Source organism: Nonomuraea sp. NPDC049480 (assembly GCF_044465905.1).
In the GTDB taxonomy this organism is placed as follows: domain Bacteria; phylum Actinomycetota; class Actinomycetes; order Streptosporangiales; family Streptosporangiaceae; genus Nonomuraea.
Genome location: NZ_JBITMD010000018.1, coordinates 202,530 through 225,026 on the forward strand (window position 1 = coordinate 202,530; position 22,497 = coordinate 225,026).

Annotated in this window: 26 protein-coding genes; 17 read left to right on the plus strand and 9 right to left on the minus strand. The window is 72.9% G+C overall.

Annotation, left to right across the window (positions count from 1 at the left end):
• Nucleotides 1-2 precede the first annotated feature (2 nt).
• The 8 genes from ACIBX3_RS40315 to ACIBX3_RS40350 all read left to right on the plus strand — a co-directional run bounded on the left by ACIBX3_RS40315 (nucleotide 3) and on the right by ACIBX3_RS40350 (nucleotide 6,161).
• On the plus strand, nucleotides 3-1,370 hold the full coding sequence (locus ACIBX3_RS40315; protein ID WP_397125832.1) for a class I adenylate-forming enzyme family protein: 1,368 nt from the start codon (nucleotides 3-5) through the stop codon (nucleotides 1,368-1,370).
• Nucleotide 1,371: 1 nt separating this feature from the next.
• Nucleotides 1,372-2,511, plus strand: a complete 1,140-nt coding sequence (locus ACIBX3_RS40320) for a thiolase family protein (RefSeq protein WP_397125833.1) — start codon at nucleotides 1,372-1,374, stop codon at nucleotides 2,509-2,511.
• 1 nt (nucleotide 2,512) lies between these two features.
• On the plus strand, nucleotides 2,513-3,187 hold the full coding sequence (locus ACIBX3_RS40325; protein WP_397125834.1) for an energy-coupling factor ABC transporter ATP-binding protein: 675 nt from the start codon (nucleotides 2,513-2,515) through the stop codon (nucleotides 3,185-3,187).
• A complete protein-coding gene (locus ACIBX3_RS40330; RefSeq protein ID WP_397125835.1) occupies nucleotides 3,184-3,789 on the plus strand; it encodes an energy-coupling factor transporter transmembrane component T family protein in 606 nt (201 codons plus the stop codon). The genes ACIBX3_RS40325 and ACIBX3_RS40330 overlap by 4 nt, the downstream gene beginning before the upstream one ends.
• Before the next feature lie 51 nt (nucleotides 3,790-3,840).
• Complete coding sequence (locus tag ACIBX3_RS40335; RefSeq protein WP_397125836.1) at nucleotides 3,841-4,191, plus strand: ArsR/SmtB family transcription factor; 351 nt, start codon at nucleotides 3,841-3,843, stop codon at nucleotides 4,189-4,191.
• Nucleotides 4,191-4,811 carry an SRPBCC family protein gene (locus ACIBX3_RS40340; protein ID WP_397125837.1) on the plus strand — a complete coding sequence of 207 codons (621 nt, stop codon included), beginning with the start codon at nucleotides 4,191-4,193 and terminating at the stop codon, nucleotides 4,809-4,811. Before ACIBX3_RS40335 ends, ACIBX3_RS40340 begins: the two co-directional genes overlap by 1 nt.
• Entirely contained in the window at nucleotides 4,808-5,206 is a 399-nt protein-coding gene (locus ACIBX3_RS40345) for a VOC family protein (RefSeq protein WP_397125838.1), read from the plus strand. Before ACIBX3_RS40340 ends, ACIBX3_RS40345 begins: the two co-directional genes overlap by 4 nt.
• A 316-nt stretch (nucleotides 5,207-5,522) precedes the next feature.
• Complete coding sequence (locus ACIBX3_RS40350; protein ID WP_397125839.1) at nucleotides 5,523-6,161, plus strand: NAD(P)-dependent oxidoreductase; 639 nt, start codon at nucleotides 5,523-5,525, stop codon at nucleotides 6,159-6,161.
• Between the two features lie 28 nt (nucleotides 6,162-6,189).
• Here ACIBX3_RS40350 and ACIBX3_RS40355 read toward each other — a convergent pair whose 3' ends face one another.
• Nucleotides 6,190-6,555 (minus strand): YdeI family protein, encoded by a 366-nt coding sequence (locus ACIBX3_RS40355; protein ID WP_397125840.1) that lies wholly within the window; start codon nucleotides 6,553-6,555, stop codon nucleotides 6,190-6,192.
• Nucleotides 6,552-6,977 (minus strand): VOC family protein, encoded by a 426-nt coding sequence (locus ACIBX3_RS40360; protein ID WP_397125842.1) that lies wholly within the window; start codon nucleotides 6,975-6,977, stop codon nucleotides 6,552-6,554. The genes ACIBX3_RS40355 and ACIBX3_RS40360 overlap by 4 nt, the downstream gene beginning before the upstream one ends.
• A 100-nt stretch (nucleotides 6,978-7,077) precedes the next feature.
• On the opposite strand from ACIBX3_RS40360, the gene ACIBX3_RS40365 reads away from it, so the two are divergent.
• A complete protein-coding gene (locus ACIBX3_RS40365) occupies nucleotides 7,078-8,022 on the plus strand; it encodes a helix-turn-helix transcriptional regulator (RefSeq protein WP_397125843.1) in 945 nt (314 codons plus the stop codon).
• On the opposite strand, the gene ACIBX3_RS40370 is transcribed toward ACIBX3_RS40365, so the two are convergent.
• Together ACIBX3_RS40370 and ACIBX3_RS40375 are read right to left on the minus strand one after the other, a co-directional pair.
• Nucleotides 8,010-9,158: an SWIM zinc finger family protein gene (locus ACIBX3_RS40370; protein ID WP_397125844.1), complete on the minus strand. Its 1,149-nt coding sequence runs from the start codon at nucleotides 9,156-9,158 to the stop codon at nucleotides 8,010-8,012. The two genes, ACIBX3_RS40365 and ACIBX3_RS40370, sit on opposite strands and share 13 nt — an antisense overlap.
• Nucleotides 9,155-11,926 carry a DEAD/DEAH box helicase gene (locus tag ACIBX3_RS40375; RefSeq protein ID WP_397125892.1) on the minus strand — a complete coding sequence of 924 codons (2,772 nt, stop codon included), beginning with the start codon at nucleotides 11,924-11,926 and terminating at the stop codon, nucleotides 9,155-9,157. The genes ACIBX3_RS40370 and ACIBX3_RS40375 overlap by 4 nt, the downstream gene beginning before the upstream one ends.
• A 110-nt stretch (nucleotides 11,927-12,036) precedes the next feature.
• Between ACIBX3_RS40375 and ACIBX3_RS40380 the strand changes: the two genes are divergently transcribed.
• Entirely contained in the window at nucleotides 12,037-12,654 is a 618-nt protein-coding gene (locus ACIBX3_RS40380) for a DedA family protein (RefSeq protein ID WP_397125845.1), read from the plus strand.
• Nucleotides 12,655-12,947: 293 nt separating this feature from the next.
• The gene (locus tag ACIBX3_RS40385; RefSeq protein WP_397125846.1) at nucleotides 12,948-13,583 is read left to right on the plus strand and encodes a glyoxalase superfamily protein; all 636 of its coding nucleotides are present in this window, start codon (nucleotides 12,948-12,950) and stop codon (nucleotides 13,581-13,583) included.
• A 6-nt stretch (nucleotides 13,584-13,589) separates the two neighbouring features.
• On the opposite strand, the gene ACIBX3_RS40390 is transcribed toward ACIBX3_RS40385, so the two are convergent.
• Nucleotides 13,590-13,868: a hypothetical protein gene (locus tag ACIBX3_RS40390; RefSeq protein WP_397125847.1), complete on the minus strand. Its 279-nt coding sequence runs from the start codon at nucleotides 13,866-13,868 to the stop codon at nucleotides 13,590-13,592.
• 14 nt (nucleotides 13,869-13,882) lie between these two features.
• On the opposite strand from ACIBX3_RS40390, the gene ACIBX3_RS40395 reads away from it, so the two are divergent.
• On the plus strand, nucleotides 13,883-14,308 hold the full coding sequence (locus tag ACIBX3_RS40395) for an SRPBCC family protein (protein ID WP_397125848.1): 426 nt from the start codon (nucleotides 13,883-13,885) through the stop codon (nucleotides 14,306-14,308).
• Nucleotides 14,309-14,325: 17 nt separating this feature from the next.
• Here ACIBX3_RS40395 and ACIBX3_RS40400 read toward each other — a convergent pair whose 3' ends face one another.
• Complete coding sequence (locus tag ACIBX3_RS40400) at nucleotides 14,326-15,267, minus strand: phosphotransferase family protein (RefSeq protein ID WP_397125849.1); 942 nt, start codon at nucleotides 15,265-15,267, stop codon at nucleotides 14,326-14,328.
• 93 nt (nucleotides 15,268-15,360) lie between these two features.
• Nucleotides 15,361-16,065, minus strand: coding sequence for a hypothetical protein (locus tag ACIBX3_RS40405; RefSeq protein WP_397125850.1), 705 nt, complete (start codon nucleotides 16,063-16,065; stop codon nucleotides 15,361-15,363).
• A 70-nt stretch (nucleotides 16,066-16,135) separates the two neighbouring features.
• On the opposite strand from ACIBX3_RS40405, the gene ACIBX3_RS40410 reads away from it, so the two are divergent.
• Nucleotides 16,136-17,080: a LysR substrate-binding domain-containing protein gene (locus ACIBX3_RS40410; protein ID WP_397125851.1), complete on the plus strand. Its 945-nt coding sequence runs from the start codon at nucleotides 16,136-16,138 to the stop codon at nucleotides 17,078-17,080.
• Between the two features lie 78 nt (nucleotides 17,081-17,158).
• Here the strand turns inward: ACIBX3_RS40410 and ACIBX3_RS40415 are convergent, their stop codons facing one another.
• Nucleotides 17,159-18,490 (minus strand): serine hydrolase domain-containing protein, encoded by a 1,332-nt coding sequence (locus ACIBX3_RS40415; RefSeq protein ID WP_397125852.1) that lies wholly within the window; start codon nucleotides 18,488-18,490, stop codon nucleotides 17,159-17,161.
• A gap of 17 nt (nucleotides 18,491-18,507) precedes the next feature.
• Nucleotides 18,508-19,080: a hypothetical protein gene (locus ACIBX3_RS40420; RefSeq protein ID WP_397125853.1), complete on the minus strand. Its 573-nt coding sequence runs from the start codon at nucleotides 19,078-19,080 to the stop codon at nucleotides 18,508-18,510.
• A gap of 113 nt (nucleotides 19,081-19,193) precedes the next feature.
• Between ACIBX3_RS40420 and ACIBX3_RS40425 the strand changes: the two genes are divergently transcribed.
• From ACIBX3_RS40425 to ACIBX3_RS40440, 4 genes are all read left to right on the plus strand, one after another.
• Complete coding sequence (locus tag ACIBX3_RS40425; RefSeq protein ID WP_397125854.1) at nucleotides 19,194-19,943, plus strand: hypothetical protein; 750 nt, start codon at nucleotides 19,194-19,196, stop codon at nucleotides 19,941-19,943.
• Between the two features lie 334 nt (nucleotides 19,944-20,277).
• On the plus strand, nucleotides 20,278-20,757 hold the full coding sequence (locus ACIBX3_RS40430) for a peptidoglycan-binding protein (RefSeq protein WP_397125855.1): 480 nt from the start codon (nucleotides 20,278-20,280) through the stop codon (nucleotides 20,755-20,757).
• A 181-nt stretch (nucleotides 20,758-20,938) separates the two neighbouring features.
• A complete protein-coding gene (locus ACIBX3_RS40435) occupies nucleotides 20,939-21,073 on the plus strand; it encodes a hypothetical protein (protein ID WP_397125856.1) in 135 nt (44 codons plus the stop codon).
• Nucleotides 21,074-21,239: 166 nt separating this feature from the next.
• Entirely contained in the window at nucleotides 21,240-22,373 is a 1,134-nt protein-coding gene (locus ACIBX3_RS40440; protein ID WP_397125857.1) for a hypothetical protein, read from the plus strand.
• Nucleotides 22,374-22,497: the final 124 nt, after the last annotated feature.

Sequence of the window (22,497 nt, forward strand, 5' to 3'; positions counted from 1 at the left end):
ACATGCCCGTAGCCGAACACGTCCTGCGGCACGCCGCCGTGCGCCCGGCCAGGCTCGCGGTGCGCGGGCCGCTCGGTGAGCGCACCTACGGCGAGCTCGCCGACGACATCGACGGTGCCGCCCGGCACCTGCGTGACCGGGGCGTCCGTCCCGGTTCGCTGGTCGCGATCGGGATGGCCGACCCGGTTGCGCTGCTGGTCGCCGTGCTGGCCGCGGACCTGGCCGGCGCGACGCCGCTGGTGGGCGATCACTCCTGGGACCGGCGGCGGTGGGCGCGGATGATCGGCGCGGCCGCGGTGGACCTGCTCATCGACGCGCCGCTGCCGTACGCGGACGGTCCGGCCGTGGAGCACGCGGCGGCACCCGGCGACCGGGCGTGGGCGTGTTTCAGCTCGGGCAGCACGGGCCGGCCGCGCGCGGTCGTGCGCACCCGCGCCTCGTGGACGGCGTCGTTCCCGCACCTGAGCGACCTGGCCGGGATCGGGCCCGGCGACGTCGTCCTGGTCCCGGGGCCGCTGGCGTCCTCCCTGTACGCCTTCGCCGCCCTGCACGCCCTGTCCACCGGCGCCACGGCGGTCGTGCCCGGCCGCTGGCCCGCCGCGTCGCTGGCCGAGCACCTCGGGCGGGCCACGGTGGTGCACCTGGTGCCGCACCTGCTGCCCGCCGTGCTGGCCGAGCCGGGCGCGCTGCGTACGGCCGTGGCCGGCGGCGCGGCGCTCGATCCCCGGTCGCGGGAGGCGGCGGCGTCGGCCGGGGTGGAGATCGTGTCGTACTACGGCGCGACCGAGCTGTCGTTCGTCGCCGCGGATGCCGACGGGGGCGGGTTGCGCCCTTTTCCGGAGGTCGAGATCGAGGTCAGGCCCCGTACGGGGAGCGTGCTGGGGGAGGTGTGGGTGCGTTCGCCGTGGTTGTCGGAGGGCTATCTGGGCGGGGCAGCGGGCCCGCTGCGCCGCGACGGTGACGGTTGGATGACCGTGGGCGACGTGGCGCATCCGTACCGGCTGGGAGAGGTGCTGCGGCTGCGGGGCCGCGGCGACGGCGCGATCCAGACCGGCGGGGCCACCGTGGTGCCCGAGGACGTCGAGGAGGTGCTCAGGAAGGTGCCCGGCGTGGGCGACATCGTGGTGATCGGCTCGCCGCATCCGTCCCTGGGCTCGGTGGTGACGGCGGTCCTGGAGGCCGACGGCGCCTCGCCGCCGCCGCGGGCTCTGCTGGAGGCGGTGGCCAGGAGCGGGCTGGATGTGGCGCAGCGGCCGCGCCGCTGGTACGCGGTGCCGAGCCTGCCGCGCACGCAGGCGGGCAAGCCCGCGCGTGCCCTGGTCGCGGCCTGGCTGGCGAGCGGGGATCCAGGCGTGCGGCGGCTGACCTGACATGGCGATCACACCGGATGCGCCCGTGATCGTGGCCGCCCGGCGCACGCCCATCGGGACGGCCGGGCATGCGTTCAAGGAGCTGACCGTGGACCGGCTCGCCGCGCCCGTGATCGCGGCCGTGGCCGGCGACGTCGCCGGCCGGCAGGTGGACGATGTGGTGCTGGGCAACTGCATGGGGCCGGGCGGCAACGTGGCCCGCGTCGCGTCGCTGAGGGCCGGGCTGGGCCACGGCGTGCCGGGGGTCACGGTGGACCGGCAGTGCGGCAGCGGTCTGGCCGCGATCCTGGTGGCCGGGCAGGCGGTACGCGCCGGGGAGATGGATCTCGTGATCGCGGGCGGGGCGGAGAGCGCCTCGACCGCGCCGTCGCGTACGCATCGGGGGGCGGCCGGGCCGTACGGCAGGGCGGCGTTCGCGCCCGACGGCCACCCCGACCCCGACATGGGCCCCGCCGCCGAGGCGCTGGCCGCGGCGCGCGGGATCGGCAGGGAGCGCCAGGACGCCTACGCCTGCCGCAGCCACGCCGCCGCACTGGCCGCCCGGCAGGCGGGACGCTTCGCCGGGGAGATCGTCCCCGTCGGCGGCCGGGCCGACGACCAGCGTCCGCGGCCGTTGCGGCAGGCGTCGCTGGCCCGGCTGCCTGCGGCGTTCGTCGCGGGCGGTACAGTGACGGCCGGCAACGCGTCCCCGGTCAGCGACGGCGCCGCGGCCGTGGCCCTCCTTCCCGAGCGGCTGCGCGCGGGCCTGCCGGGGTTGCGGCTGGTGGCCGGGGCCGTCGTCGGGTGTGATCCGGCGCTGCCCGGGTGGGGGCCGGTGCCGGCGGTGCGGCGGGTGCTGGCGCGTACGGGGGTGGATGTGGAACGGATCGCGGCGGTGGAGATCGTGGAGGCGTTCGCGGCACAGGTACTGGCCGTCACCGATGCGCTGGGGCTGGACCCGCTGGGGGCGGACGGCGAGCGGGTCTGCGCCGACGGCGGCGCGCTGGCGCTGGGTCATCCGTGGGGCGCGACCGGCGCGGTCGTGGTGACCAGGCTGTTCAGCCGGCTCGTCCGCGGCGGCGCCCCGCCGGGCACGCTCGGCCTGGCCACGGCCGCGGTCGGGGGCGGCCTGGGCGTGGCAGCGCTCTTCGAGGTGGTGTGAGGTGATCGAGTTCGCCGACGTGCACGTCCGCCTCGACCGGCGCGACGTGCTGTGCGGGGTCACCGCTTCCCTGCCCGAGCGGAGAGTCGGGGTGGTCGGGGCCAACGGCTCGGGCAAGAGCACGCTGGCCCGCCTGATCAACGGCCTGGCGCTGCCGACCTCGGGCAGCGTCACCGTGCTGGGCCTGGACACCCGCCGCCACGCCGCCAAGATCAGACGCGGTGTCGGGTTCCTGTTCACCGATCCGGACGCGCAGATCGTCATGCCGACGGTGGCCGAGGACGTGGCCTTCTCGCTGCGCCGCAGAGGATTGCCGCGCGAGGAGGTCGAGCGGCGCGTGACGGAGGTCCTGGCCCGCTACGGCCTGGCCGGCCACGCGGACCACCCGGCGCACCACCTGTCCGGCGGGCAGAAACAGCTGCTCGCGCTGTGCTCGGTGATGGTGCTGGAACCGGACGTCCTGGTCATGGACGAGCCCACCACGCTGCTGGATCTGCGCCATTCCCGCCAGGTCGCCGGCCTGCTGCGCGAGCTGCCCCAGCAGGTGGTGGTGGTCAGCCACGACCTGCCGCTGCTGGCCGACTTCGACCGTGTGCTGGTGCTCGACCGGGGCCGTGTCGTGGCCGACGGCGCGCCCGGGGAGGCCATCGCCCACTACCGCGAGATCATGTCGTGAACGGGCTCACCGGCGCCTACGTGCCCGGCGCATCGCCGCTGCACCGGCTGCCCGCCGGCGCCAAGCTGGCCGGGCTCGCCGCCGCGTGCACGGTGCTGGTGCTGCTGGGCTCCCCGGCGGCGCTGGCCGGGGCCGCGGCCGTCGTCGTCGGGCTCTACGCGCTGTCGCGGGTGGGGGTGGCGGCGGCCTGGGCGCAGGTGCGTCCGGTGCGGTGGTTCGCGGCGGCGCTGTTCGGCCTGCAGTGGATCGTCGTGGACCTGGAGGGCGCGGCGGTCACGACGCTGCGCGTGGTGCTCGCGGTGGCGCTGGCCGGCCTGGTCACGATCACCACGCGTACCTCGGCCATGCTGGCCACGCTGGAACGCTGCCTGGCGCCGGCCAGGTTCGCCGGGCTGGACCCGTTCCGGGTGTCGCTGCTGCTGTCGCTGACCATCCGCAGCGTGCCCGTGCTGACCGGCCTGGCCACCCGCGTCCGGGAGGCCCAGCGGGCCAGGGGCGTCGAACGCAGCCTGCGGGCCTTCGCCGTGCCGCTGGTGGTCGGTGCGCTGCGGCACGCCGACGCGCTCGGCGAGGCGCTGAGCGCCCGCGGCCTGGACGACTGACCCGCTATCCCAGGTTTGACTTATATAAGCCTTCCCTGAAAGAATGATGCCATGCACGCATTCGACGTCCTCGGCGATCCCGTCCGGCGCCGGATTCTGGAGCTGCTGGCCGGCGGTGAGCAGAGCTCCGGCGAGCTCACCGCCGTCATCCAGCGCGAGTTCGGGATCTCCCAACCGGCCGTCTCCCAGCACCTGCGGGTGCTGCGCGACAACGGCTTCGCCAGCGTGCGTGCCCAGGGCACGCGGCGGCTCTACGCCGTCGAGCCGGGGCCGCTGCAGGAGGTCGACCTGTGGCTGGAGCGCTTCCGCGGCTTCTGGAACCAGCGTCTGGACGCCCTGGCGACGGAGCTGGCCCGTGGTAAACGAGAACGCCGCATCACAGACGAGACGAAGGGCATTTGATGGACATCGTTGACGAGATCAACCGGGTGCATCGCGAGCTGCTCAACGGCGAGCGCAAGGTCATGACGATGCGCCGGCGCTACGACGCCGAGATCGAGGACGTGTGGGACGCCTGCACGAAGGCCGAGCGCCTGAACCGCTGGTTCCTGCCCGTCACCGGGGACCTGCGGCTGGGCGGCAAGTACCAGTTCGAGGGCAACGCGGGCGGCGAGATCCTGGAATGCGAGCCGCCCCGCATGCTGAAGGTCAGCTGGCTGTTCGGCGAGAATCCCGGCTTCTCCGAGGTGGAGGTACGCCTGTCCGCCGAGGACGGCGGCACCCTGTTCGAGCTGGTCCACAGCGCCGACGTGCCGCCGGAGTTCTGGTCCGGCTTCGGTCCCGGCGCCGCCGGCGTGGGCTGGGACCTGGCGCTGCTGGGCCTCAGCCTGTACCTGTCGACGGGTGCCGCGGCGCCCGACGAGAACACCTTCCACCAGACCGACGAGGGCAGGCGCTTCATCACGGCCAGCAGCCAGGGGTGGGGCCGGGCGTACGAGGCGGCGGGCGGCACGCCGGACGAGGTCGCCGCCGCCGTGGCCGCCACCACCGCGTTCTACGCCCCTGAGGAGGAGCGGTCATGACCCAGAAGACCACCACCTTCCTCATGTTCCAGAACGGCCACGCCGAGGAGGCCATGACGTTCTACGTCTCCCTCTTCGGCGACGCCAAGGTCGTGCACGCCGAGCGCTATGCCCCTGGGGAGCCCGGCCCGGAAGGCAGGATCAAGCACGCCACGTTCACGCTGGCGGGCCAGGAATACATGTGCATGGACAGCAACCAGCCGCACGCCTTCACCTTCACGCCGTCGATCTCGATCTACGTCGCGTGTGACACCGAGGAGGAGATCGACCGCCTGTACGCGGCGCTCGCCGAGGGCGGCGGGCAGCTGATGCCGCTGGGCTCCTACGGCTTCAGTACCAAGTTCGGCTGGGTCAACGACCGCTTCGGCGTCTCCTGGCAGCTCAACCTCCCCTGACGGCGTCTCTGTATTGACATTTATCGAATCAATGGCGAAGTCTTGTTTCGATAATCATCGATACAAGGCGTCACCATGTCCGCCTTCGGGGCGTCCCTGTACGGCGCCGACGAGTGCGCGGGTGCTGGACCTGGGCTCAGGCGACGGCCTCCACCGGGCCGTCATCGCGCCACAAGCCGGCCTCGGCGGTGGTGGGGTATGAGCACGATGGGGCATGCTGCGGCCGAGAGCGGCACCCCGCCGGCCGGGTGGACCCCTTCGCCGATAGAGTGGGGTGAGTGAACACTCACTGACCCCGCGAGGAAGGGGAAGGCGCATGAAGCTCGCCGTCTTCGGAGCGACCGGCGGCACCGGGCTGGAGCTCCTCCGGCAAGGGCTCGACCTGGCCCACGAGATCACCGCCGTCGTACGCGACGCGTCCCGGCTGCCCGCCGAGTTGCGCACGCGCCTCGACGTCGTCGAGGCCGACGTGATGAACCCCGACGCCATCGCGACCGCGGTCAAGGGCCGCGACGCCGTGCTCAGCGCGATGGGCACGCGCGAGCGCGGCCCGACCACCGTCCACACCAGCAGCGTCGCCTCCATCATCGAGGCCATGACGCGCGTGGGGGTCCGGCGCGTGCTGACGGTCGGGGCGAGCGGCATGGTGACCGACGAGGGCGACGGCCCGCTCACGCGGTACGTGCTCAAGCCGCTCATCGTTCAGCGGCTCTTCCGGCACGCCTACGCCGACATGGCCGCCTCCGAGCGGCTGCTGCGCTCCAGCGACCTGGACTGGACGATCGTGCGGCCCTCGCGGCTGACGGACGGCGGCCGGACCAACCGCTACCGCACGGCCAGAGACCTCAACCTCCGGGGCGGCATGAACACCACCCGCGCCGACCTGGCCGACTGCGTGCTGGAGCTGATCGGCGACCGCACGTCGGTGCACCATGTCGTCTCGGTGGCGACCTGAGGGGCTCAGCGGCGAGGCCAGTACATGATCACGGCGCGGCCGTCTGGGCCGCGTCCCAGCGGCCGTCGGCCTTGGCGCTCTCGACCGCCGCGAGGCCGGCCGGCCGCATCCTGCCCTCGCGCAGCAGGCGCTCGACGCGGGCGACGTTGGGCCGCGACCATCGGCTGCGCGGCCGGCGCGGGCTGAAACGCTGCAGGTAGGTGGCATCGTCGCGGGATCGGGCCAGGCCGTCGATCCAGCCGAAGCACAAGGCCTCCTCGAGGGCTTGTGCGTACGTGAGACTGGTCGGCTCGGTGGTGCCCTTCTTGGCGATCACGAGCCAGGCCTCGGCCGCGCTGTCGTGATGGCCGGCCAGCCAGCCGCGCCAGGCGGCGGCGTCGGTGAGGATCGTCATGACGCGCTCCGGAGGGAGTCGAGGACGCCGAGGTAGTGGGGGTTGTACATCACGGCGAGGATGTTGCCCCAGGGGTCGATCACGGAGGCGGTGATGAAACCCTGGCCCCGGTCGTGCGGCATGTCGTGCGGCTTGGCGCCCATGGCCAGGAGCCGGTCGAGGACCGCCCGCACGTCGGCGACGTGCCAGTAGGCCAGGGCGCCGGCTGGTCCGGTGGTCTCGGGGGCCGGGGTCATGGCCAGTTCGCCGCCCGCGTGGGAGCTGTGGACGAAGCCGAGCTCGTGCTGGTAGTCGCCGATGCGGAACTCCATGTAGTCCGGGGTGTCGAGGTACGGCGCGACGCCCAGCAGCTCGGTGTACCAGCGCTTGGTCGCCTCCATGTCGGGGGTGTAGTAGGCGACGGTGGTGAGTCCGGCCAGCATGTCGGTTTCCTCTCGTCGTGCTGCTCGTGGGGGCTTGTGAGAACCATCCTCCCTGCCAAAGTGCTCATCAATTGAGCACTTTGTTTGCGACGATGAAGACATGCGTGCCGACCGTCTCGTTGCCGCCCTGCTGCTGCTCCAGACCCGCGGGCGGGTGACCGCCGCGGAGCTGGCCGAGGAGCTGGAGATCTCCCTGGCCACCGCCCGCCGGGATCTGGACGCGTTGTCTGCGGCGGGCATCCCGGTGTACCCGCAGCCGGGGCGCGGCGGGGGGTGGCAGCTCGTCGGGGGTGCGCGTACCGATCTGAGCGGCCTGACCGCGGCCGAGGCCCGGGCGCTGTTCCTGCTTCTTGGCCCGGCGACGACGGCCGCGCCGCAGCTGACCTCCGCCTTGCGCAAGCTCATGCGCGCCCTGCCGGCCACGTTCCGTGCCGACGCCGAGGCCGCGGCGCAGGCGGTGGTGTCGGACGCGGTGCGCTGGGGCGAGGTCGGCCGGGAGCCGCCCGGCCTGGTCGAGAACCTTCAGGGCGCCGTCGTCCGCCGGAGCAAGGTGCGGCTGGCCTACACCGGCCGGGGCGGCCGCTCGACGGAGCGGCTGGTGGATCCGCTGGGGCTGGTCGACAAGGACGGCGTGTGGTACCTGCTGGCGGGCACGGAGGCCGGGCGGCGGACGTTCCGTGTCGACCGGATCGCCGAGGCCGTGGTGACGGACCTGCCCGCCGAGCGGCCCGGCGACTTCGACCTGACGGAGGAGTGGGAACGGGTCGTCGACGAGGTCGAGCAGCGGCGCTCGCTGGTGTCGGCGGTGGTGCTGATCGAGGCGCGGTACGTGCACGTGCTGCGCGATCAGTTCGGCCGCCATTGCGAGGTCCTCGGGCAGGAGGACGGCGGCCGGGTCCGGGTGCGGGTGGCGGCGCCGATGGCGCTGTCGATCGCCGAGCACCTGGCCGGGTGGGGTGCCCGAGTAGAGGTGGTGGAACCCGAGTCGGTCCGCGCCGAGCTGGCCAGGATCGGCGCGGAGCTGGTCGCGCGTTACGTCTCCTGAGCGCGGCCGGTCAGCGTCGAGGGGTCGCGCTCCGGCGGACCGGCGGGCCACCAGTGCCCGTCGCGTTCGGCGAAGGGGTACCAGCGGCCGTCGCGGCCGTAGCGCAGTTGCAGCGGGCCGAGGGTCCAGCGGTTGCGCCACGTCTGGATCGCGGGCGGCCGCTCGCCCTCCCAGCCGGACTCCAGCAGCGCCTGCGCTCTGGCCAGGTCCCGCCGGGGCGGGGTCCAGGCCTGATCGAGCACTTCCAGGCCGTCCGCGCCGCCGTACCGCCAGGCCGCCACGGCGGCCTCCAGGCCGAGGTCGAGGTCGTGCTCGGCGGCCAGGCGTACCCGGTCCTGGTATTCGGTCAGCTCGGGGAGCCGGCCGCGGGTCAGCAGCGCGCGGGCTCTGGAGGCGGCGGAGGCGGCCAGCACGCGCAAGGCGGCCGCGCTGGGGCCGTCCTGCGGCGCCTCCAGGGCGGGCGGGGCGAAGGCGACGTCGTACGGCGGCGGCTCGGGCAGCGGTGGCACGCCCTTCGCGAACGCCTGTGCCGCCGGCACCCCGCGGGCGCCCGGCGCGTCCGCGCCCTGCGGCGTCCCCGCCGGGACCTGGCGCCGCTGGAGCGCCTCGATCAGCTCCCGCTCGCCGCGCCCGCGCATGAGCAGCAGCACGAACGGGTCGGCGTCCAGCAGCCACGAGGCCTGGTAGCACAGGGCGGCGGCGTGCTGGCACGGGTGGCCCCAGTCCGGGCATGAGCACTCCGGCTCCAGGTCGCCCACGGACGGCAGCAGCGGCACGGCGGCGTCCTCGGCGGCCTCGACCAGGTCGTGCGGCATGTCGCGGTCGAGCAGCGCGGCGATGTGCCCGCTCTTGGCGGCGACCTGGTCCAGGAAGCGTTCCCATGCGGCGTCGGTGAGCTGCTCGACGCGGACGACGGTGTCGTACTCGCTGCCGGCGACGGCGGCGATGCGCCCGGGGCTGACGGTGATGGGGCCGAGCTGGCCGGTCTTGGCGTACGCGCGGCCCTTGCGCAGCAGGACCTGATCGAGCGAGGTGTCCTCCATGGCCTTGATCCAGGCGCGGCCCCACCAGGAGGTGGCGAAGCGGGCGCCGGCGCGTTGCGGGGGAAAGGCGGTGAATCCGCGGGCGGCGTTCAACTCAACTCCACGAGAGCGGCGAGTTCGGTGTCGGTCAGCTCGGTGAAGGCGGCCTCGCCGGAGGCGAGCACGGACTCGGCGAGCGAGCGCTTGGCGGCCAGCATCTGGGCCACGCGGTCCTCGATCGTGCCCTCGGCGATGAGGCGGTGCACCTGGACGGGGCGGGTCTGGCCGATGCGGTAGGCGCGGTCGGTGGCCTGGTCCTCCACGGCGGGGTTCCACCAGCGGTCGTAGTGGATGACGTGGTCGGCGCGGGTGAGGTTCAGCCCGGTGCCGGCGGCCTTGAGCGACAGCAGGAACACCGGGGCCCGGCCGTCCTGGAAACTGCTGACCATCTCCTCGCGGCGGGCGACCGGGGTGCCGCCGTGCAGCAGCTGGGTGGCCACGCCGCGGGCGGTCAGATGTTTGTCGATGAGGCGGGCCATGGCGACGTACTGGGTGAACACCAGCACCGCGCCGTCCTCGGCGACGATGGTGTCGACGAGCTCGTCGAGCAGCTCCAGCTTGCCGGAGCGGCCGGTGAGGCGCGGATCGCTCTCACGCAGGTACTGGGCGGGGTGGTTGCAGATCTGCTTGAGGCCGGTCAGCAGCTTGACGATGAGGCCGCGCCTGGCCATGCCGCCGGCGCCGGCGATCTGGGACATGATCTCGCGTACGACCGCCTCGTAGAGTCCGGCCTGCTCGGTGGTGAGCGCGACCGGGCGGTCGGTCTCGGTCTTGGGCGGCAGCTCGGGCGCGATGCCGGGGTCGCTCTTGCGGCGGCGCAGCAGGAACGGCCCCACCAGCCGGGACAGCCGGGCGGCGGCCTCGCTGTCGCCGGACTCGACCGGTTTGGCCCATCGCGCCCGGAACCTGGTCAGCGGGCCGAGCAGTCCCGGTGTGGTCCAGTCGAGGATGGCCCACAGCTCCGACAGGTTGTTCTCGACGGGGGTGCCGGTGAGGGCGACGCGGGCGGCGGCGGGGATCTCGCGCAGTGCCTTGGCGGTGCCGGAGGAGGGGTTTTTGACGTGCTGGGCCTCGTCGGCGACGAGCAGGCCCCACGGGTGCGCGGCCAGCGTGGGCGCGTCGAGGCGCATGGTGCCGTACGTGGTCAGCACGAATCCCTCGTCCGCCAGGGTCCGGCCGGTCCCGTGGTAGCGGCGGACCGGCACCCCGGGCGCGAACCTGGTGATCTCCCGTTCCCAGTTGCCCAGCAGCGAGGCCGGGCAGACCACGAGCGTCGGGCCCGTTCCCGCGCCGGCGCGGTGCAGGTGCAGGGCGATGAGGGTGATGGTCTTGCCCAGGCCCATGTCGTCGGCCAGGCAGCCGCCGAGGCCGAGCGAGGTCATCCTGGCCAGCCAGCGCAGGCCGTGCAGCTGGTAGTCGCGCAGCGTCGCGGCCAGGGCTTGGGGCGGGGCGATCTCCTCGGGCTCGGCCAGGCGGTCGCGCAGGTCGCGCAGCCAGCCGGTGGGCTCGACGGTGACCTGCTCGCCTTCGACCTCGACCGTGCCGGTGAGGGCGGCGCCGAGGGCCTGCAGGCCGGTCAGCGGTTTGAGGTCGCGCTGGCGGGCTTTGCGGGCCAGGTCGGGGTCGATGAGCACCCATTGGTCGCGCAGCCGGACGACGGGGCGGTGGGCCTCGGCCAGCCGGTCCATCTCGGCCGCGGTGAGCTGCTCGCCGCCGAGGGCCATCTGCCAGTTGAAGCTGGTCAGGTGGTGGCCGCCGAGGAAGGAGGGCAGGTCGGAGGGGGCCGCGTCGCGCTCGCCGACGACGGCGCGGGCGCTGAGGCCGCGTACCAGGGACTTGGGCCAGTGCACCTCGACGCCGGCGGCGGCCAGCCGGTCGGCGGCGCCGGCCAGCAGGTCCTCCACGTCGCCGCCGGTCAGCGTGAGCTCGTCGGGGACGGCGCTGTCGAGCAGCCGCTCCAGGCGTGACCAGGCGCGGGCGGCGCGGCGGACGGCCAGGGTCGCCTCGATCCTGGCGCGCGGGCCGAGTCCGGGGTCGCGGCCCTGCCACAAGTCACCGGCGTCGACCACGAGGGAGGGGTCGGCGAGGCTGTGGAGCTGGACGACGGCGCGGAAGTCGGCGGCGGCCAGGTCGTCGGCCTCCAGCCGCAGCGACAGGCGTACTCCGGAGTCGAGCCCGGCCTCCTCGGCCCAGCGGCGCAGGTGCGGCACTTTGACGGGTTTGGCGGCGGCGTAGGCGGCGGTGCCGGTGGCGCGTACGGCGCCGGGCGAGCGCGGCATGGCGTCGGCCACGGCGTCGAGAAACGCGCGCACCAGCGCTTCGGCCTCGGGCAGCCACACCTCACCGCCCGCCCCGCCGTCTGCCGGCCCCGTGCCGGCGATGGGGGCGGGACGGGGCGCGGCGGCAGGCGGGGTGGGCAGGGGGATGGCACGGGCGCCGGCGGGCATGGCGGCCGCCAGGTCGCGGATGCGCTGGAGGTCGGCGGCGTCGAACGGCCCGGCTCGCCAGGAGTCGTGGTCGCCTGCCGTCACTCCGGGCAGGATGCGGCCGCGGGTGACGAGCTGGAGCGCGACCAGCGCGGCCGCGCCCCAGAAGCGCGCGGCCGGGTGGGCTCGCTCGTCCGCACGCGCCCTGACCAGCGCCGACACCGACTCGGCCACGGGTACGCGGATGGCGGCGGCCTGCCGGGTGGTCGCCGAGCCGCCGTGCTCCTCGGCGACGGTCACGGTGTCGGGCCCGGTGGGGTCGAGAAAGGTGACGTGCCCGGACCGGGGTGGGTCGCCGGGTTCGAAGACTGCTGCGTGCCGGACCAGATCCGTCATGAGACTCACGACCGTACAGTGTACGGTACGGAACGGGTGTGGTTTACCGCAGTCCTGATCGGGCACACGCTTCATTTCTGGCATATCCGATCTTCCATACGCTTACCCCCATGACTGACTGGCTTGTTGGACTGATGGAGACGCTTGGGGCCCCAGGGGCGGGCCTCGCGATCGCGCTGGAGAACCTCTTCCCGCCGCTGCCCAGCGAGGTGATCCTGCCGCTGTCGGGCTTCACCGCCAGCCGGGGCGAGATGGACCTGCTCAACGTGCTGGTGTGGACGACGCTCGGCTCCGTGGTCGGCGCGCTGGCGCTGTACTGGGTGGGGGCGCTGCTGGGCCGCGAGCGCGTGCTCGCCCTCGCCGCCAGGCTGCCGCTGGTCAAGGTGTCCGACATCGAGAAGACCGAGGCCTGGTTCCAGCGCCACGGCCGCAAGACGATCTTCTTCGGCCGGATGATCCCCGTTTTCCGCAGCCTCATCTCGGTCCCTGCGGGCGTGGGGCGCATGCCGCTGCCCACGTTCACGTTGCTCACGACGGCCGGCAGCCTGATCTGGAACACCATCTTCGTGCTGGCCGGGTATTTCCTGGGCGAGAACTGGTCGCTGGTCGAGGCGTACGCCGGGATCGGCACCAACGTGGTGATCGCCATGGTGGTGGTGGCGGTGCTGGTCTTCGTCGGCGTGCGGCTGGCCGAGCGGCGCAAGAGCCGGCATGCCTCTCGCCGTTGAGGGCCTGTCGGCAGCTGACCCCCGGCCGGGTGCTCCTCGTACCGCTGCCCGACGGCGCGCGCCACATCAACCGCGACACCCTGTGGCCGATGTTCACCGGCGGCCGTTGACACGCCCGGCCCTGTCTTCGTACGCTCGATCCCGGCCGGTGCGGCCTGCCGCTTGCGCCCTTCCCGGGGTTCGGTGAACGCACCGTCAACTCGCGCCTGATCCTCTCCATCGGCCGCGGACGATGTCGGCAACGCAAGCGCTGAGCAACCCGTCCGCACCCCGTGTTCCCGGAGGATCATGCCATGCGTACGTTCCGTGACGCCAAGGCGATGGCCAAAGTCCTGCGCGCCGAGCTCCGCGACCGATGCCAGGTCGAGCTCCCCCACAGCGCCTGTCTGGAGATCGTGGCCCGCCAGTTCGGCCTCGACAACTACAACATCCTGTCGGCCAAACTCCACGAGAGCCCGCGGACCGGCACCGCGCGGCGCACCCCGTTCTCGGAGGAGACCACCATCCCGGTCCTGCGTGTCTTCTCCGAGGAGGCGGCCAAGGAGTTCTATGTCGACTTCCTCGGCTTCACCCTGGACTTCGGCGGTCCCGCAGGCGGGCCCGGCACCCCGTTCTACGGCCAGGTCTCGCGGGCGGGCGCGACGTTGCACCTGACCGAGCAGCCGTACCAGGCCGGTCCTGGCTCGACGGTCGACATCTGGCTGGCCGGGCTCGACGACCTGCGCCAGGAGCTCGTGACCTACGTCCAGGTGAAGAACTACCGCCTGTGGGGGCCGGCGATCTGGGTGCCGGCGATCGAGGAGGCCCCGTGGGACGCCCGCCTGCTGGTCCTCACCGATCCGTTCGGCAACCACCTGCGGCTGAGCGAGCCCAAAGACCCGGCCGCGCATGCCTTCCTGCCCCATTGGACGGCCGTCGCACCCGCGTGAGGACCTTCAGCCGCCGACCGGGCCGCCGTCGAGGCGGCGCACGCTATCGACGCGGAGATCTGGCCCGTTCACCTTCAGGTCTAGGCCGGTCCGGTCGGCGGGGACACCTGGTTCGCCCTGCGTGACAGGATCGACTCCAGGCGGCGTGGGTTCGTCGACGTCGTCCGGCGACAGCTCGCCTCCCAGGAGCCGCTGCCCCGTCTCGGCGGGCGGCCTGCTCCAGGCGATCCCCTCTGGAATCGCCTGGAGCGGGCCGGCGGGCCGGCGCCGGATGAGGAGGAGCACCCGGAGGGGGAAGCGTGGGGAGACCCGTGTACATGGGCGCGGCCGTGCAGGTGGCGGCACCGCCGGAGCAGGTGTTCGCGTTGCTCACCGACTGGCCCCGGCACCGGGAATGGATGTTCATGACCACCGCCCGGCAGGTGAGCACGGACCGGATCGAGGCCTACACCGGGGTGCGGCCGTTCGGATTCCTGGACACGATGACGATCACCCATTGGGAGCCGCCCGCCCTGGTGCGCGTGGAGCACACCGGCCGGGTCATACGCGGCCGGGGCGCCATCCGGGTCCGTGCGTGCGCGGGCGGCAGCCGCGTCGTCTGGGCCGAAGAGCTGCGGCCGCCGTTCGGGCCGCTGGGGCGGTTGGTGTGGCCGCTCGTCGCCCCGATCATCGTCGCGCTCTTCCGCCGCTCCCTGAGCAAACTGGCCGCGCTGGCCACGAGATGACCTTCGCGGGCCGCCGTTCAGCGCGTGTCCGGAACGCCGTGGGCGACCCAGCGCCGGATCTGCTCGGCCGCCTGGTCGGCGACGGGATTGCCGGCCGGGCGGGTGACCAGGTCGCTGAGGGCGAACATGTCCAGGACGCGCCCCAGATACGCCCAGTCCCCGGGCGGGGGCAGATCGGCGGGCTGGTGGCCGGCGAAGGCGGCGCGAAACCCGGCGACGAATCGGGCGGGGTAGCCGGCGGAGAAGCGGACCATGTTGGCCGCGTCGCCGTACGGGCAGCCGGAGTAGCTGAACTCCCAGTCCAGGACGGCGTCGACGCGCCAGCCGCCGCGCGTACGCGTGACCAGGATGTTCTTGGGGTTGATGTCGGCGTGCACGAGGCGGCGGTGATCGTCGACGCGGCCGAGCGCCGGCGCGTGGGCGGCGCACAGCGCGGCCCACGCCCGCCGGGTGGCGCCCTCCAGGCGGGCCTGGGCCGGCGATGCCGCCATGCAGCCCGCGGCGTACTCCGGCAACTGACCTGACCACGGCCGTTCCTGGGCGATGGTGAGCCGCACGTCGGTGAAGAACCCGGGGCGGTCGAACGTCGCCGTCGCGATGGCCGCGACCACGCGCCCGACCTCCGCACCGAGCTCGCCCAGGTCCGGCTCGTCTGCTCGGAGCGCCTGGCTGAGCGGCGTGCCCGCCACGTGCTCAAGGATCATGGCCGGGCGGGCGGCGCCGTCGCCGGGCTCCGCGGGCAGGACGCGCAGCACCCGGGGGACGGGGACGTGGGGGCGGGCGGCGTCCATGACGGCGGCCTCGATCGCGGGGTCCGGGCCGCCGAGCCGGGCGACGACCTGACCGTCGGTCAGCGTGAGCAGGCACGTTTCGTGCGAGAAGCCGCCGGCCAGGGTACGGGTCGCCACCACCGCGCCGCCGAGCGCGTCGGCCAGGCGGCGGACTTCGTCGGGCTGCATCCGATCAAGTCTGCCATCCAGGTGATGAGCTCCAACCACGTCGACGGCCGCGGCCAGTACACCTCGATCCCCTTCCCGCGCAGTGGCCTGCTCCTAGAGGCGTCCGGCCGGGTCCATCATGCTCCTGCGGCTGACCGCGGCGGCGAAGGCCGAGATCACCGGATGCGGCGCGCGGCCGTCGCCGGCCAGTTCCGGCTGGAACATGGTGGCCAGGAAGAACGGGTGCCCGGGCAGCTCGGCGACCCGTACCGCGCCGTCGTCCTCGGCGTGGCCGGAGAAGACCAGCCCGGCCCCGGCCAGCGTCTGCTTGTAGGACTCGTTCAGCCCGTAGGAGCAGATGTAGGCCTCCATGGTGGTCGGGGCGCCGATGATCTGCTCGATCTGCGAGCCGGGCGTCAGACGTACCAGGCACTCGTGCCCGGCCAGCGAGCACGCCAGCGGCGTGAGCAGGAACTCGCGCGCGCCCGGCTCGTTCTCAGCGTGCCCCACGTCCAGGCCGCACACGTTCCGCGCGTACTCCAGCAGCATGTGCTGGAATCCGCCGCACGTGCCCAGGAACGGGATCCGCCGCTCGCGGGCCACCCGCGCGGCCTCCACCGCGCCCGCCTCGTCGCGGTACGGGCTGCCGGGCACGATCCAGATGCCGTCGAAGGCGTCCAGACCGGCCACGTCGGTGGTGGGAATCCAGTACGGGTCCAGCACGATCCCGTCGCGCTCGCGCAGCGCTTCTATCACCAGCGGGATGCGGACATGCGAGCGGACGCTGGGGGAGCGGTCCCCCACAAGGGCGATTTTCATGGCTCCATCGTGGCCGCCCTCACCTCTTAAGCGCCAACGATGATATCTGTACCTGCTATAAGCATTGCTGATGGACCCTCACCTGCTGGCCACGTTCGTGACCGTCGCCCGCCGCGGCTCGTTCTCCGCGGCCGCCGCCGAGCTCGGCTACACCCAGTCGGCGATCTCCCAGCAGATCGCCGCGCTCGAGGCCGATCTGGGGCTGGTGTTGCTGAGCCGCCGCCCGGTCGAGCCGACCGCGGCCGGGCGGCGGCTGCTGGAGCACGCCGAGCCGCTGCTGCTGCGCCTGCGCGCGGCCCGCGCCGACGTGCTGCGGGCCGCCGCCCCGCCCAGGCACCGGCTGCGGCTGGCCGCCACGCCGCTGGCGCTCAACGCGGTCCTGGCCGCCCGGCTGGCCCGGGCTCGCGCCCGGCAGCCGCGGCTGGAGGTGACGCTGGTGACGTGCGGGCGCGAGCAGGTCGGCGCCCTGGTGGCCGAGGGGGAGGCGGACCTGGGCCTGGCCGACGGGATCGCCGCGCCCAGCGATCCGCTGCGCCTGCCCGACGCCGGTCCGATGACGAGCGCGGGAGTGGCCGAGGAGGAGCTGGTGGTGGCGCTGCCGGCCGATCATCCGCTGGCCGGGCGAGCGGCGTTGCGGCTGGCCGACCTGGTGGACGCGCGGTGGCTGCAGACGTCGTTGTGCCCGCTCGCGCGGCTGCGCGATCTGGTGGGGGACGGGTTTCCGGCGGCGCTGGTGTATCAGGGCGACGACGTGCATACGGTGGTCAACCTCGTGGCCGCCGGCCACGGCCTGACCCTCCTGCCCACCTCGGCCCTGCCCACCTCGGCCCTGCCCGCGTCCTCGCCACTGGCTGGCGTTGCGGCGTCCGCCGTGCCCGCGCCGTCGAGCGCTGTGCCGCCGCCCGCGTGCGGGGTGCCGCTGGCCTCGCCCCGCCTGGTGCACCGGGTCGAACTGCTGCACGGCGCCCTCCCCCCGGGCGCGGCCGCCGACCTGGCACAGGCACTGTCGGCCTGACGGCGCTGAGCCGCCCGGCACCAGCGCCGTGCCGTCCTGCAGGGCACGGCGGAGGTCCACCCCACCGGGCGACGGCGTTCAGGCGTGCCAGTCGCTCACCCCGCCCGGCACCGGCGCCGCCGCATCGTACGGCTCGCGGGTGAAGACGAAGGTGTTGAGGTCGAGATGATCGGCCGACACCCGCAGCGTCTCCCCGGCGTAGTAGCCGTCCAGCCCCAGCCAGGTGCCATCGGCCTGGGGCACGAACCGGGAGGCCCGCCCGCCGCCGTTGAGCGGCTCGAGCGAAAGGCCGCGGTCGGGCAGCAGCCGCAGCGCGTACGGCTTGGGCCCCCAGTGCCACAGTCCGGTGAGCGCGAGCAGGCCGGGGTCGGCGGGGACGGGCCGCCATTCGTCGGGCAGGCGCGGCTCGTGCTCGTCGAGGATGTCGAGCAGGTCGATGGCCAGGCGGCCGCTGAGCCCGGAGGTGGTGTTGGCCATGAACAGCACCCCGACCCCTTCGGCCGGGTCGGCCCACACGGTGGCCAGGAAGCCGGGCATGGAGCCGGTGTGCCCGGACAGGCGGCGCCCGCCGGTCCTGGCCAGCTGCAGGCCGAGCCCGAATCCGCCGGTCCAGGCGTCGCCGTCGTCGACGCCGGCCGGTTCGCGCATCTCGGCGAGGGTGTCGCCGCACAGCACGCCGCCGGTGTCGCCGCCCAGGAAGGCCGCCCAGCGGGCCAGGTCATGCGGGGTGGACCACAGCTGCCCGGCCGGGCTCATGGCGTCGGCGTCGTGTTCGGGCTCGGCCAGCACCACGTCGGCCCAGGGGTGGACGGCGTAGCCGGTGGCGTGCGGGTGGCGGGGACGGGCGGTGGTGTCGTTCATGCCGAGCGGGGCCAGCACCTCGCCGCGTACGGCCTGCAGCCAGGTGGTGCCGCGCAGCTGCCCGACGAGTTCGCCGAGCAGGGCGAAGCCGACGTTGGAGTAGTGGAAGCGGCGGCCCGGCCGGTGCTTGAGCTCGCCGGGCCCCAGCCGCTTGAACAGGTCGGCGACGGGGACGCCGGGGGTGCGTTCCCACCAGGTGGTGGGTGGTTCGGCGGTCAGACCGGCGGTGTGCGACAGCAGCTGGGCGATGGTCAGGTGGCCGTGCGGCGCACCGGGAAGGTGGGTGTCCAGCGTGTCGCCGAGGGCGAGGGCACCTTCGTCGCGCAGCCGCATGACGACCACGGCGACCATGCTCTTGGTGATCGAGCCCAGCCGGTATTGGGTGGCGGGCGTCGGGGCCGCGTCGCCGACGCGTCCGCGGCCGCCGAACCATGCCGTGCGGCCGTCGCGCACGATCGCGGCCGTCAGCGACGGCACCCTGCATTCGGCCTGTTCGACGGCCAGCCGGCGCAGCAGGGCGCGGGCCGTCGCGTGTCCCACCTGACTCATGAGCGACAAGATTAGCCCTAGATCAGGGACAGCCGCGGCCCGATGAGCTCTCCCTGGTGGGCGTGGGGGTGGGCCTGGTCGTGGAAGTAGTGGCCGGCGTACCAGACGACGACGTTGGCGCCGTTGATGTTCTCGCCGTTGAGCCACCGGTTGATGGCGGCGCGGTCGCGGGGGCCGGGGTTGCCGTCGTCGAGCTCGCGCGGGTGATGGCGCAGGAACCACAGGTCGGACACGCCGTAGGCGTCGGCGGTGCCGTCGAACTCGCCGGGATGGATCTGGTAGCCGCGGCCGGAGGACTTGTCGCGTACCTGCCAGTAGCGGGCCCGGGAATGGGCAGGGTGGCGGCGCCGGCGGCCAGTTCGCTGACGATGCGCAGCTTGCAGCCCAGTGCTGAGGCCCAGCCGTCCATGGTCTGCTCCATCGCTGCAGCACCACCAGGTCCGCCGGCGTGCGCAGGTCGCCGGTGGCGTTGCGGAGCGGGCGGGCCGCCGCGGCGGGCAACAACCGGACATTTGCCGGACATTTATCGAGCCCTCGTCAACGCCGCACCGCTCGCCAGTGGGCGTTTTCGCGTCGTCCGGCAAATCCACGGCATCGCCGGCACCTAAATCCGCCGGGTTATCATGTCGTGTCATGCCCAGGCGCGAACCAGGTCAAGGCAACCGCTCTTCACCCCGTCCGTATTCTCGGTCAGGAGTTCGTGATGACCCGGCAGTGGCAGCCACCGGACCAGCAGCCGGACGGCGCGCCCCGGACGCCGCCGGACCCGCACGGGCAGCAGGACGCGATCGAGCAGCCGGCCATACCGGCCGGCCTGGGCCCGCCCAGCCCCGTCCTCGGGATCATCTCGCTGCTGATGGGGCTGATCGGCGCGGTGGCGGCCTTCGTGCCGATGTTGCGCCTGCCCGGCATCCTCATCGGTCTGGTCGCCGCCACCCTCGCGGTCGTGACCGTGGCCGCCAACGGCCTGGGCGGCAAGATGTTCGCGGCCGGCGGGCTGACGGCCGGGCTGGCGGCGCTGCCGATCGGCCTCGCCCTGTTCCTGCAGTCCCCCCAGCAGCAACGCGCCGAGGATCAGGCGCCCAGCCCGGCCGCCTCGTCCGGCAGCCCGTCAAGCCTCGTCTCGCCATCCGGCCCGCCGGCGCAGGGTTCCGCCACGGTGGTGTTCGAGTTGATCGGCGAGAACGGTGTCACCTCGGCCGGTTACCAATTCCAGGTCGGCAACATTTCGGCACTGCAGGAGGTGTCGCTCCCGTTCACCCATGAGGTCACCATTGACAACCCGCTGCCCACGCTGACGGTGTTCGGGACGACGCATTCCAAGGGCGCGGACCGCGAACGGGGGAGACTCATATGCCGCGTGAAGGTGAACGGCAAGGTGGTGGATGAGCAGACGGGCCACGGTCAGTTCGCGACGTGCATGGCTCGCAAGGACGAGAACGGACCCATGTGACCGATGCCCACACCGCCGGACGTGCCGGCGGGTGGTGAGGGGGAGGGAGAACGCGCCGGTGCAGGTGACGCCCGAGCAGGCCGAGCGCGCCGCGGTCATCCAAGAGTGTTTCAGCCCTCCATGGGATCCGCGTTTCGAGCCCTTCTACAGTGCCAACAGGTCGTATCGACACTTTCCAGAACGAGTTAAATCGCCAGCCTCCCAGAGTGCCGCCGAGGATGCCGGGTATCCCCCTGCCGATAACGTGCATTAGGGCGACGATTTATGGGTCATGACCTGCCCCAGAAAGCTGGACAAAAGTCGCCCTTGCCGACGAGACCACGGAGGACGACTCGTGACCGTTACGCCGACTTTGCAGGCTCCGCCATTTTCCGGACCCATCACCAAACCGCAGCAGGGCGAAGCCGTAAAGAAATGGCAGCAGCGGATGAAGGACCGCGGCTGGCACATCAAAGTAGACGGGATCTATGGAGAGGAAAGCGAGCGTCTCTGCAAGAACTTCCAGGCCGAGAAGAAGCTGCAAGTCACCGGCATCGTCGATGAGACGACGTGGAACAAGACGTGGACGGCCCCGAGCACGCTGGCTCCGCCGTTCCCCGGCCGCGTCCTCAAGCAGCCGCCTGTCATGGAGGGCCCGGATGTGCGGGCGTGGCAGGAACAGGTGAGCAAGCGCGGCTGGCCCATCAAGGTCGACGGGCGTTACGGGGAGCAAAGCGAAAAAATCTGCCGCCAATTCCAGCAAGAGCATTCTCTCGAGCCTGACGGCCGTGTCGGGCGGAACACCTGGACCAACACATGGGTGGAGACGGTCTGAGCCCGCTCGCCGCCGGCCGGCGCGAAACCCGCTCGGAAGGAACGAAGCCCCGGCCGGGACCCGCGCGAGAGCCGGCCGCGTAGCTTTCCGCAGCCCGGCTCACATCTGCCACACCGGCCACAAGAGGGCCCTTCACCAGTGGAAACGCGGTGAGGGGCCACTCTCGTCCGTAGCATTCGACGTGCGTTCGCAGCCGTTCCGGCTCTCCGCCGGCTGGATCACGCCGGAGAAGGTCCCCGCCGGGGTGCTCCACTGGCGGATGACGACGGTGTGGACCGTGCGATGGAACAGGATGACCCTGCCGGGACGGCGCTAGCATGGCCGGTGGCGGCCGTCCGCGCCCAACCTCCGGCGACTCGCCCCAGCCGGGTCATCCCAGGAGGCAAAGGGAGGTCCACCTCTCGGACGGAAGATCTGTCGTCGGTCGTGCGCCCGCCGCACCGGTCGCTGGGGGATGCGCGGACGGCGCGCGGGAGACGTTCATGACCAAGCAGGCAGACTTCAAACGGCGGGTGCGCGCCCGCATGGCGAAGACCGGAGAGTCGTACGCGATCGCACGCAGCCGGCTTCTGGGCGAGCAGCCCGCCCCTGTTGAGGATGGGATGGCGGCGGCGCTGCACATCAGCAACGGGGACAGCACCGACCTGCCGGGGACCGGGCTGGCCCGGCGCATCGTGTACTGGCGTGACGCGCTGCATGAAGGGCCGGTCCCCGCGGTGGGGCGCGAGGAGCTGCGCCAGGTCAGGGCCGCGTTCCTGATCCAAGCGCACGCGGATGACCACGCGGAGGGCCTGCGCATGTTCCAGGAACGCGACGCCGCCCTGGAGGCCAACCGCGGCGGCGAGTACGTGCTGTGGTTCGAGGCCGACCTCTACGACCAGCTGCAGATCGTGGAGATCCTCGCCCGCCTCGCCGAGCTGGAGGTGCCGGCCGGGCGCATCACGTTGATCTGCATCGGGGAACATCCCGGCATCGCCCGCTTCGGCGGCCTGGGCGAGCTGCGTCCCGAGCAGCTGCGCGAACTGCCCGCGACCAAGGCGTGCGCGAGGCTCACCCCGGCCGCGCTCGATCTGGCCACCGGGGCATGGGCGGCTTTCCGTGCCTCGACGCCGGACGGCCTGTCCGCCATCGCCGCCACCCGCTCCGGTGAGCTGCGCTTCCTCGGAGAGGCCTTCGAACGTCTCAGCCGCGAGTACCCCTCCACCCGTGACGGGCTCTCCCTCACCGAACGGCGCGTCCTCGCCGCCACAGCGGACGCTGCGCAGCAGGTCACCGCCGGGGACGTCTTCGTGCGCGCCTCAGCCCGCGAGGCCCGCCCCTATCTCGGGGACACCTGGTGCTTCGCGGCGATGGACCGTCTGGCCCGGCCCCCGCACCCGCTGCTGGACATCTGGCCCGCCGACGCCCCGGTCGAAGGCACCACTCTGCTGCGTCTGACCGCCACCGGCGCCCGGGTGCTGGCGGGCGAGGAGGACCACGTGACGCTCAACGGCGTCGACCGCTGGATCGGCGGGGTGCACCTGAGCGGCCGCGACGTGCGCTGGAGGTGGGACGAGGGCAGGGAGGCCCTGACGGGAGCGCCGCGCCGGGGATCAGCACGTGGTGGTCGCGGATGAGCGGCACCGGGCCGTAGCGATATCGGCACAGAGCAGGCTGCTTGTGAATCTTCAGTGCGATCGGGGGAGAAGGGCCCCGGCCGAAACCGATGGTGAGCACCTCGGCAGCGGTGCTTGAGGTGGG

Excerpts from the sequence above, each read along its gene's own strand:
- ACIBX3_RS40315 (WP_397125832.1), top strand. The coding sequence starts at position 3 with ATGCCCGTAGCCGAACACGTCCTGCGGCACGCCGCCGTGCGCCCGGCC.
- ACIBX3_RS40320 (WP_397125833.1), top strand. The coding sequence starts at position 1,372 with ATGGCGATCACACCGGATGCGCCCGTGATCGTGGCCGCCCGGCGCACG.
- ACIBX3_RS40335 (WP_397125836.1), top strand. The coding sequence starts at position 3,841 with ATGCACGCATTCGACGTCCTCGGCGATCCCGTCCGGCGCCGGATTCTG.
- ACIBX3_RS40340 (WP_397125837.1), top strand. The coding sequence starts at position 4,191 with ATGGACATCGTTGACGAGATCAACCGGGTGCATCGCGAGCTGCTCAAC.
- ACIBX3_RS40345 (WP_397125838.1), top strand. The coding sequence starts at position 4,808 with ATGACCCAGAAGACCACCACCTTCCTCATGTTCCAGAACGGCCACGCC.
- ACIBX3_RS40350 (WP_397125839.1), top strand. The coding sequence starts at position 5,523 with ATGAAGCTCGCCGTCTTCGGAGCGACCGGCGGCACCGGGCTGGAGCTC.
- ACIBX3_RS40355 (WP_397125840.1), bottom strand. The coding sequence starts at position 6,555 with ATGACGATCCTCACCGACGCCGCCGCCTGGCGCGGCTGGCTGGCCGGC.
- ACIBX3_RS40360 (WP_397125842.1), bottom strand. The coding sequence starts at position 6,977 with ATGCTGGCCGGACTCACCACCGTCGCCTACTACACCCCCGACATGGAG.
- ACIBX3_RS40365 (WP_397125843.1), top strand. The coding sequence starts at position 7,078 with ATGCGTGCCGACCGTCTCGTTGCCGCCCTGCTGCTGCTCCAGACCCGC.
- ACIBX3_RS40375 (WP_397125892.1), bottom strand. The coding sequence starts at position 11,926 with ATGACGGATCTGGTCCGGCACGCAGCAGTCTTCGAACCCGGCGACCCA.
- ACIBX3_RS40380 (WP_397125845.1), top strand. The coding sequence starts at position 12,037 with ATGACTGACTGGCTTGTTGGACTGATGGAGACGCTTGGGGCCCCAGGG.
- ACIBX3_RS40385 (WP_397125846.1), top strand. The coding sequence starts at position 12,948 with ATGCGTACGTTCCGTGACGCCAAGGCGATGGCCAAAGTCCTGCGCGCC.
- ACIBX3_RS40400 (WP_397125849.1), bottom strand. The coding sequence starts at position 15,267 with ATGCAGCCCGACGAAGTCCGCCGCCTGGCCGACGCGCTCGGCGGCGCG.
- ACIBX3_RS40405 (WP_397125850.1), bottom strand. The coding sequence starts at position 16,065 with ATGAAAATCGCCCTTGTGGGGGACCGCTCCCCCAGCGTCCGCTCGCAT.
- ACIBX3_RS40410 (WP_397125851.1), top strand. The coding sequence starts at position 16,136 with ATGGACCCTCACCTGCTGGCCACGTTCGTGACCGTCGCCCGCCGCGGC.
- ACIBX3_RS40415 (WP_397125852.1), bottom strand. The coding sequence starts at position 18,490 with ATGAGTCAGGTGGGACACGCGACGGCCCGCGCCCTGCTGCGCCGGCTG.
- ACIBX3_RS40425 (WP_397125854.1), top strand. The coding sequence starts at position 19,194 with ATGACCCGGCAGTGGCAGCCACCGGACCAGCAGCCGGACGGCGCGCCC.
- ACIBX3_RS40440 (WP_397125857.1), top strand. The coding sequence starts at position 21,240 with ATGACCAAGCAGGCAGACTTCAAACGGCGGGTGCGCGCCCGCATGGCG.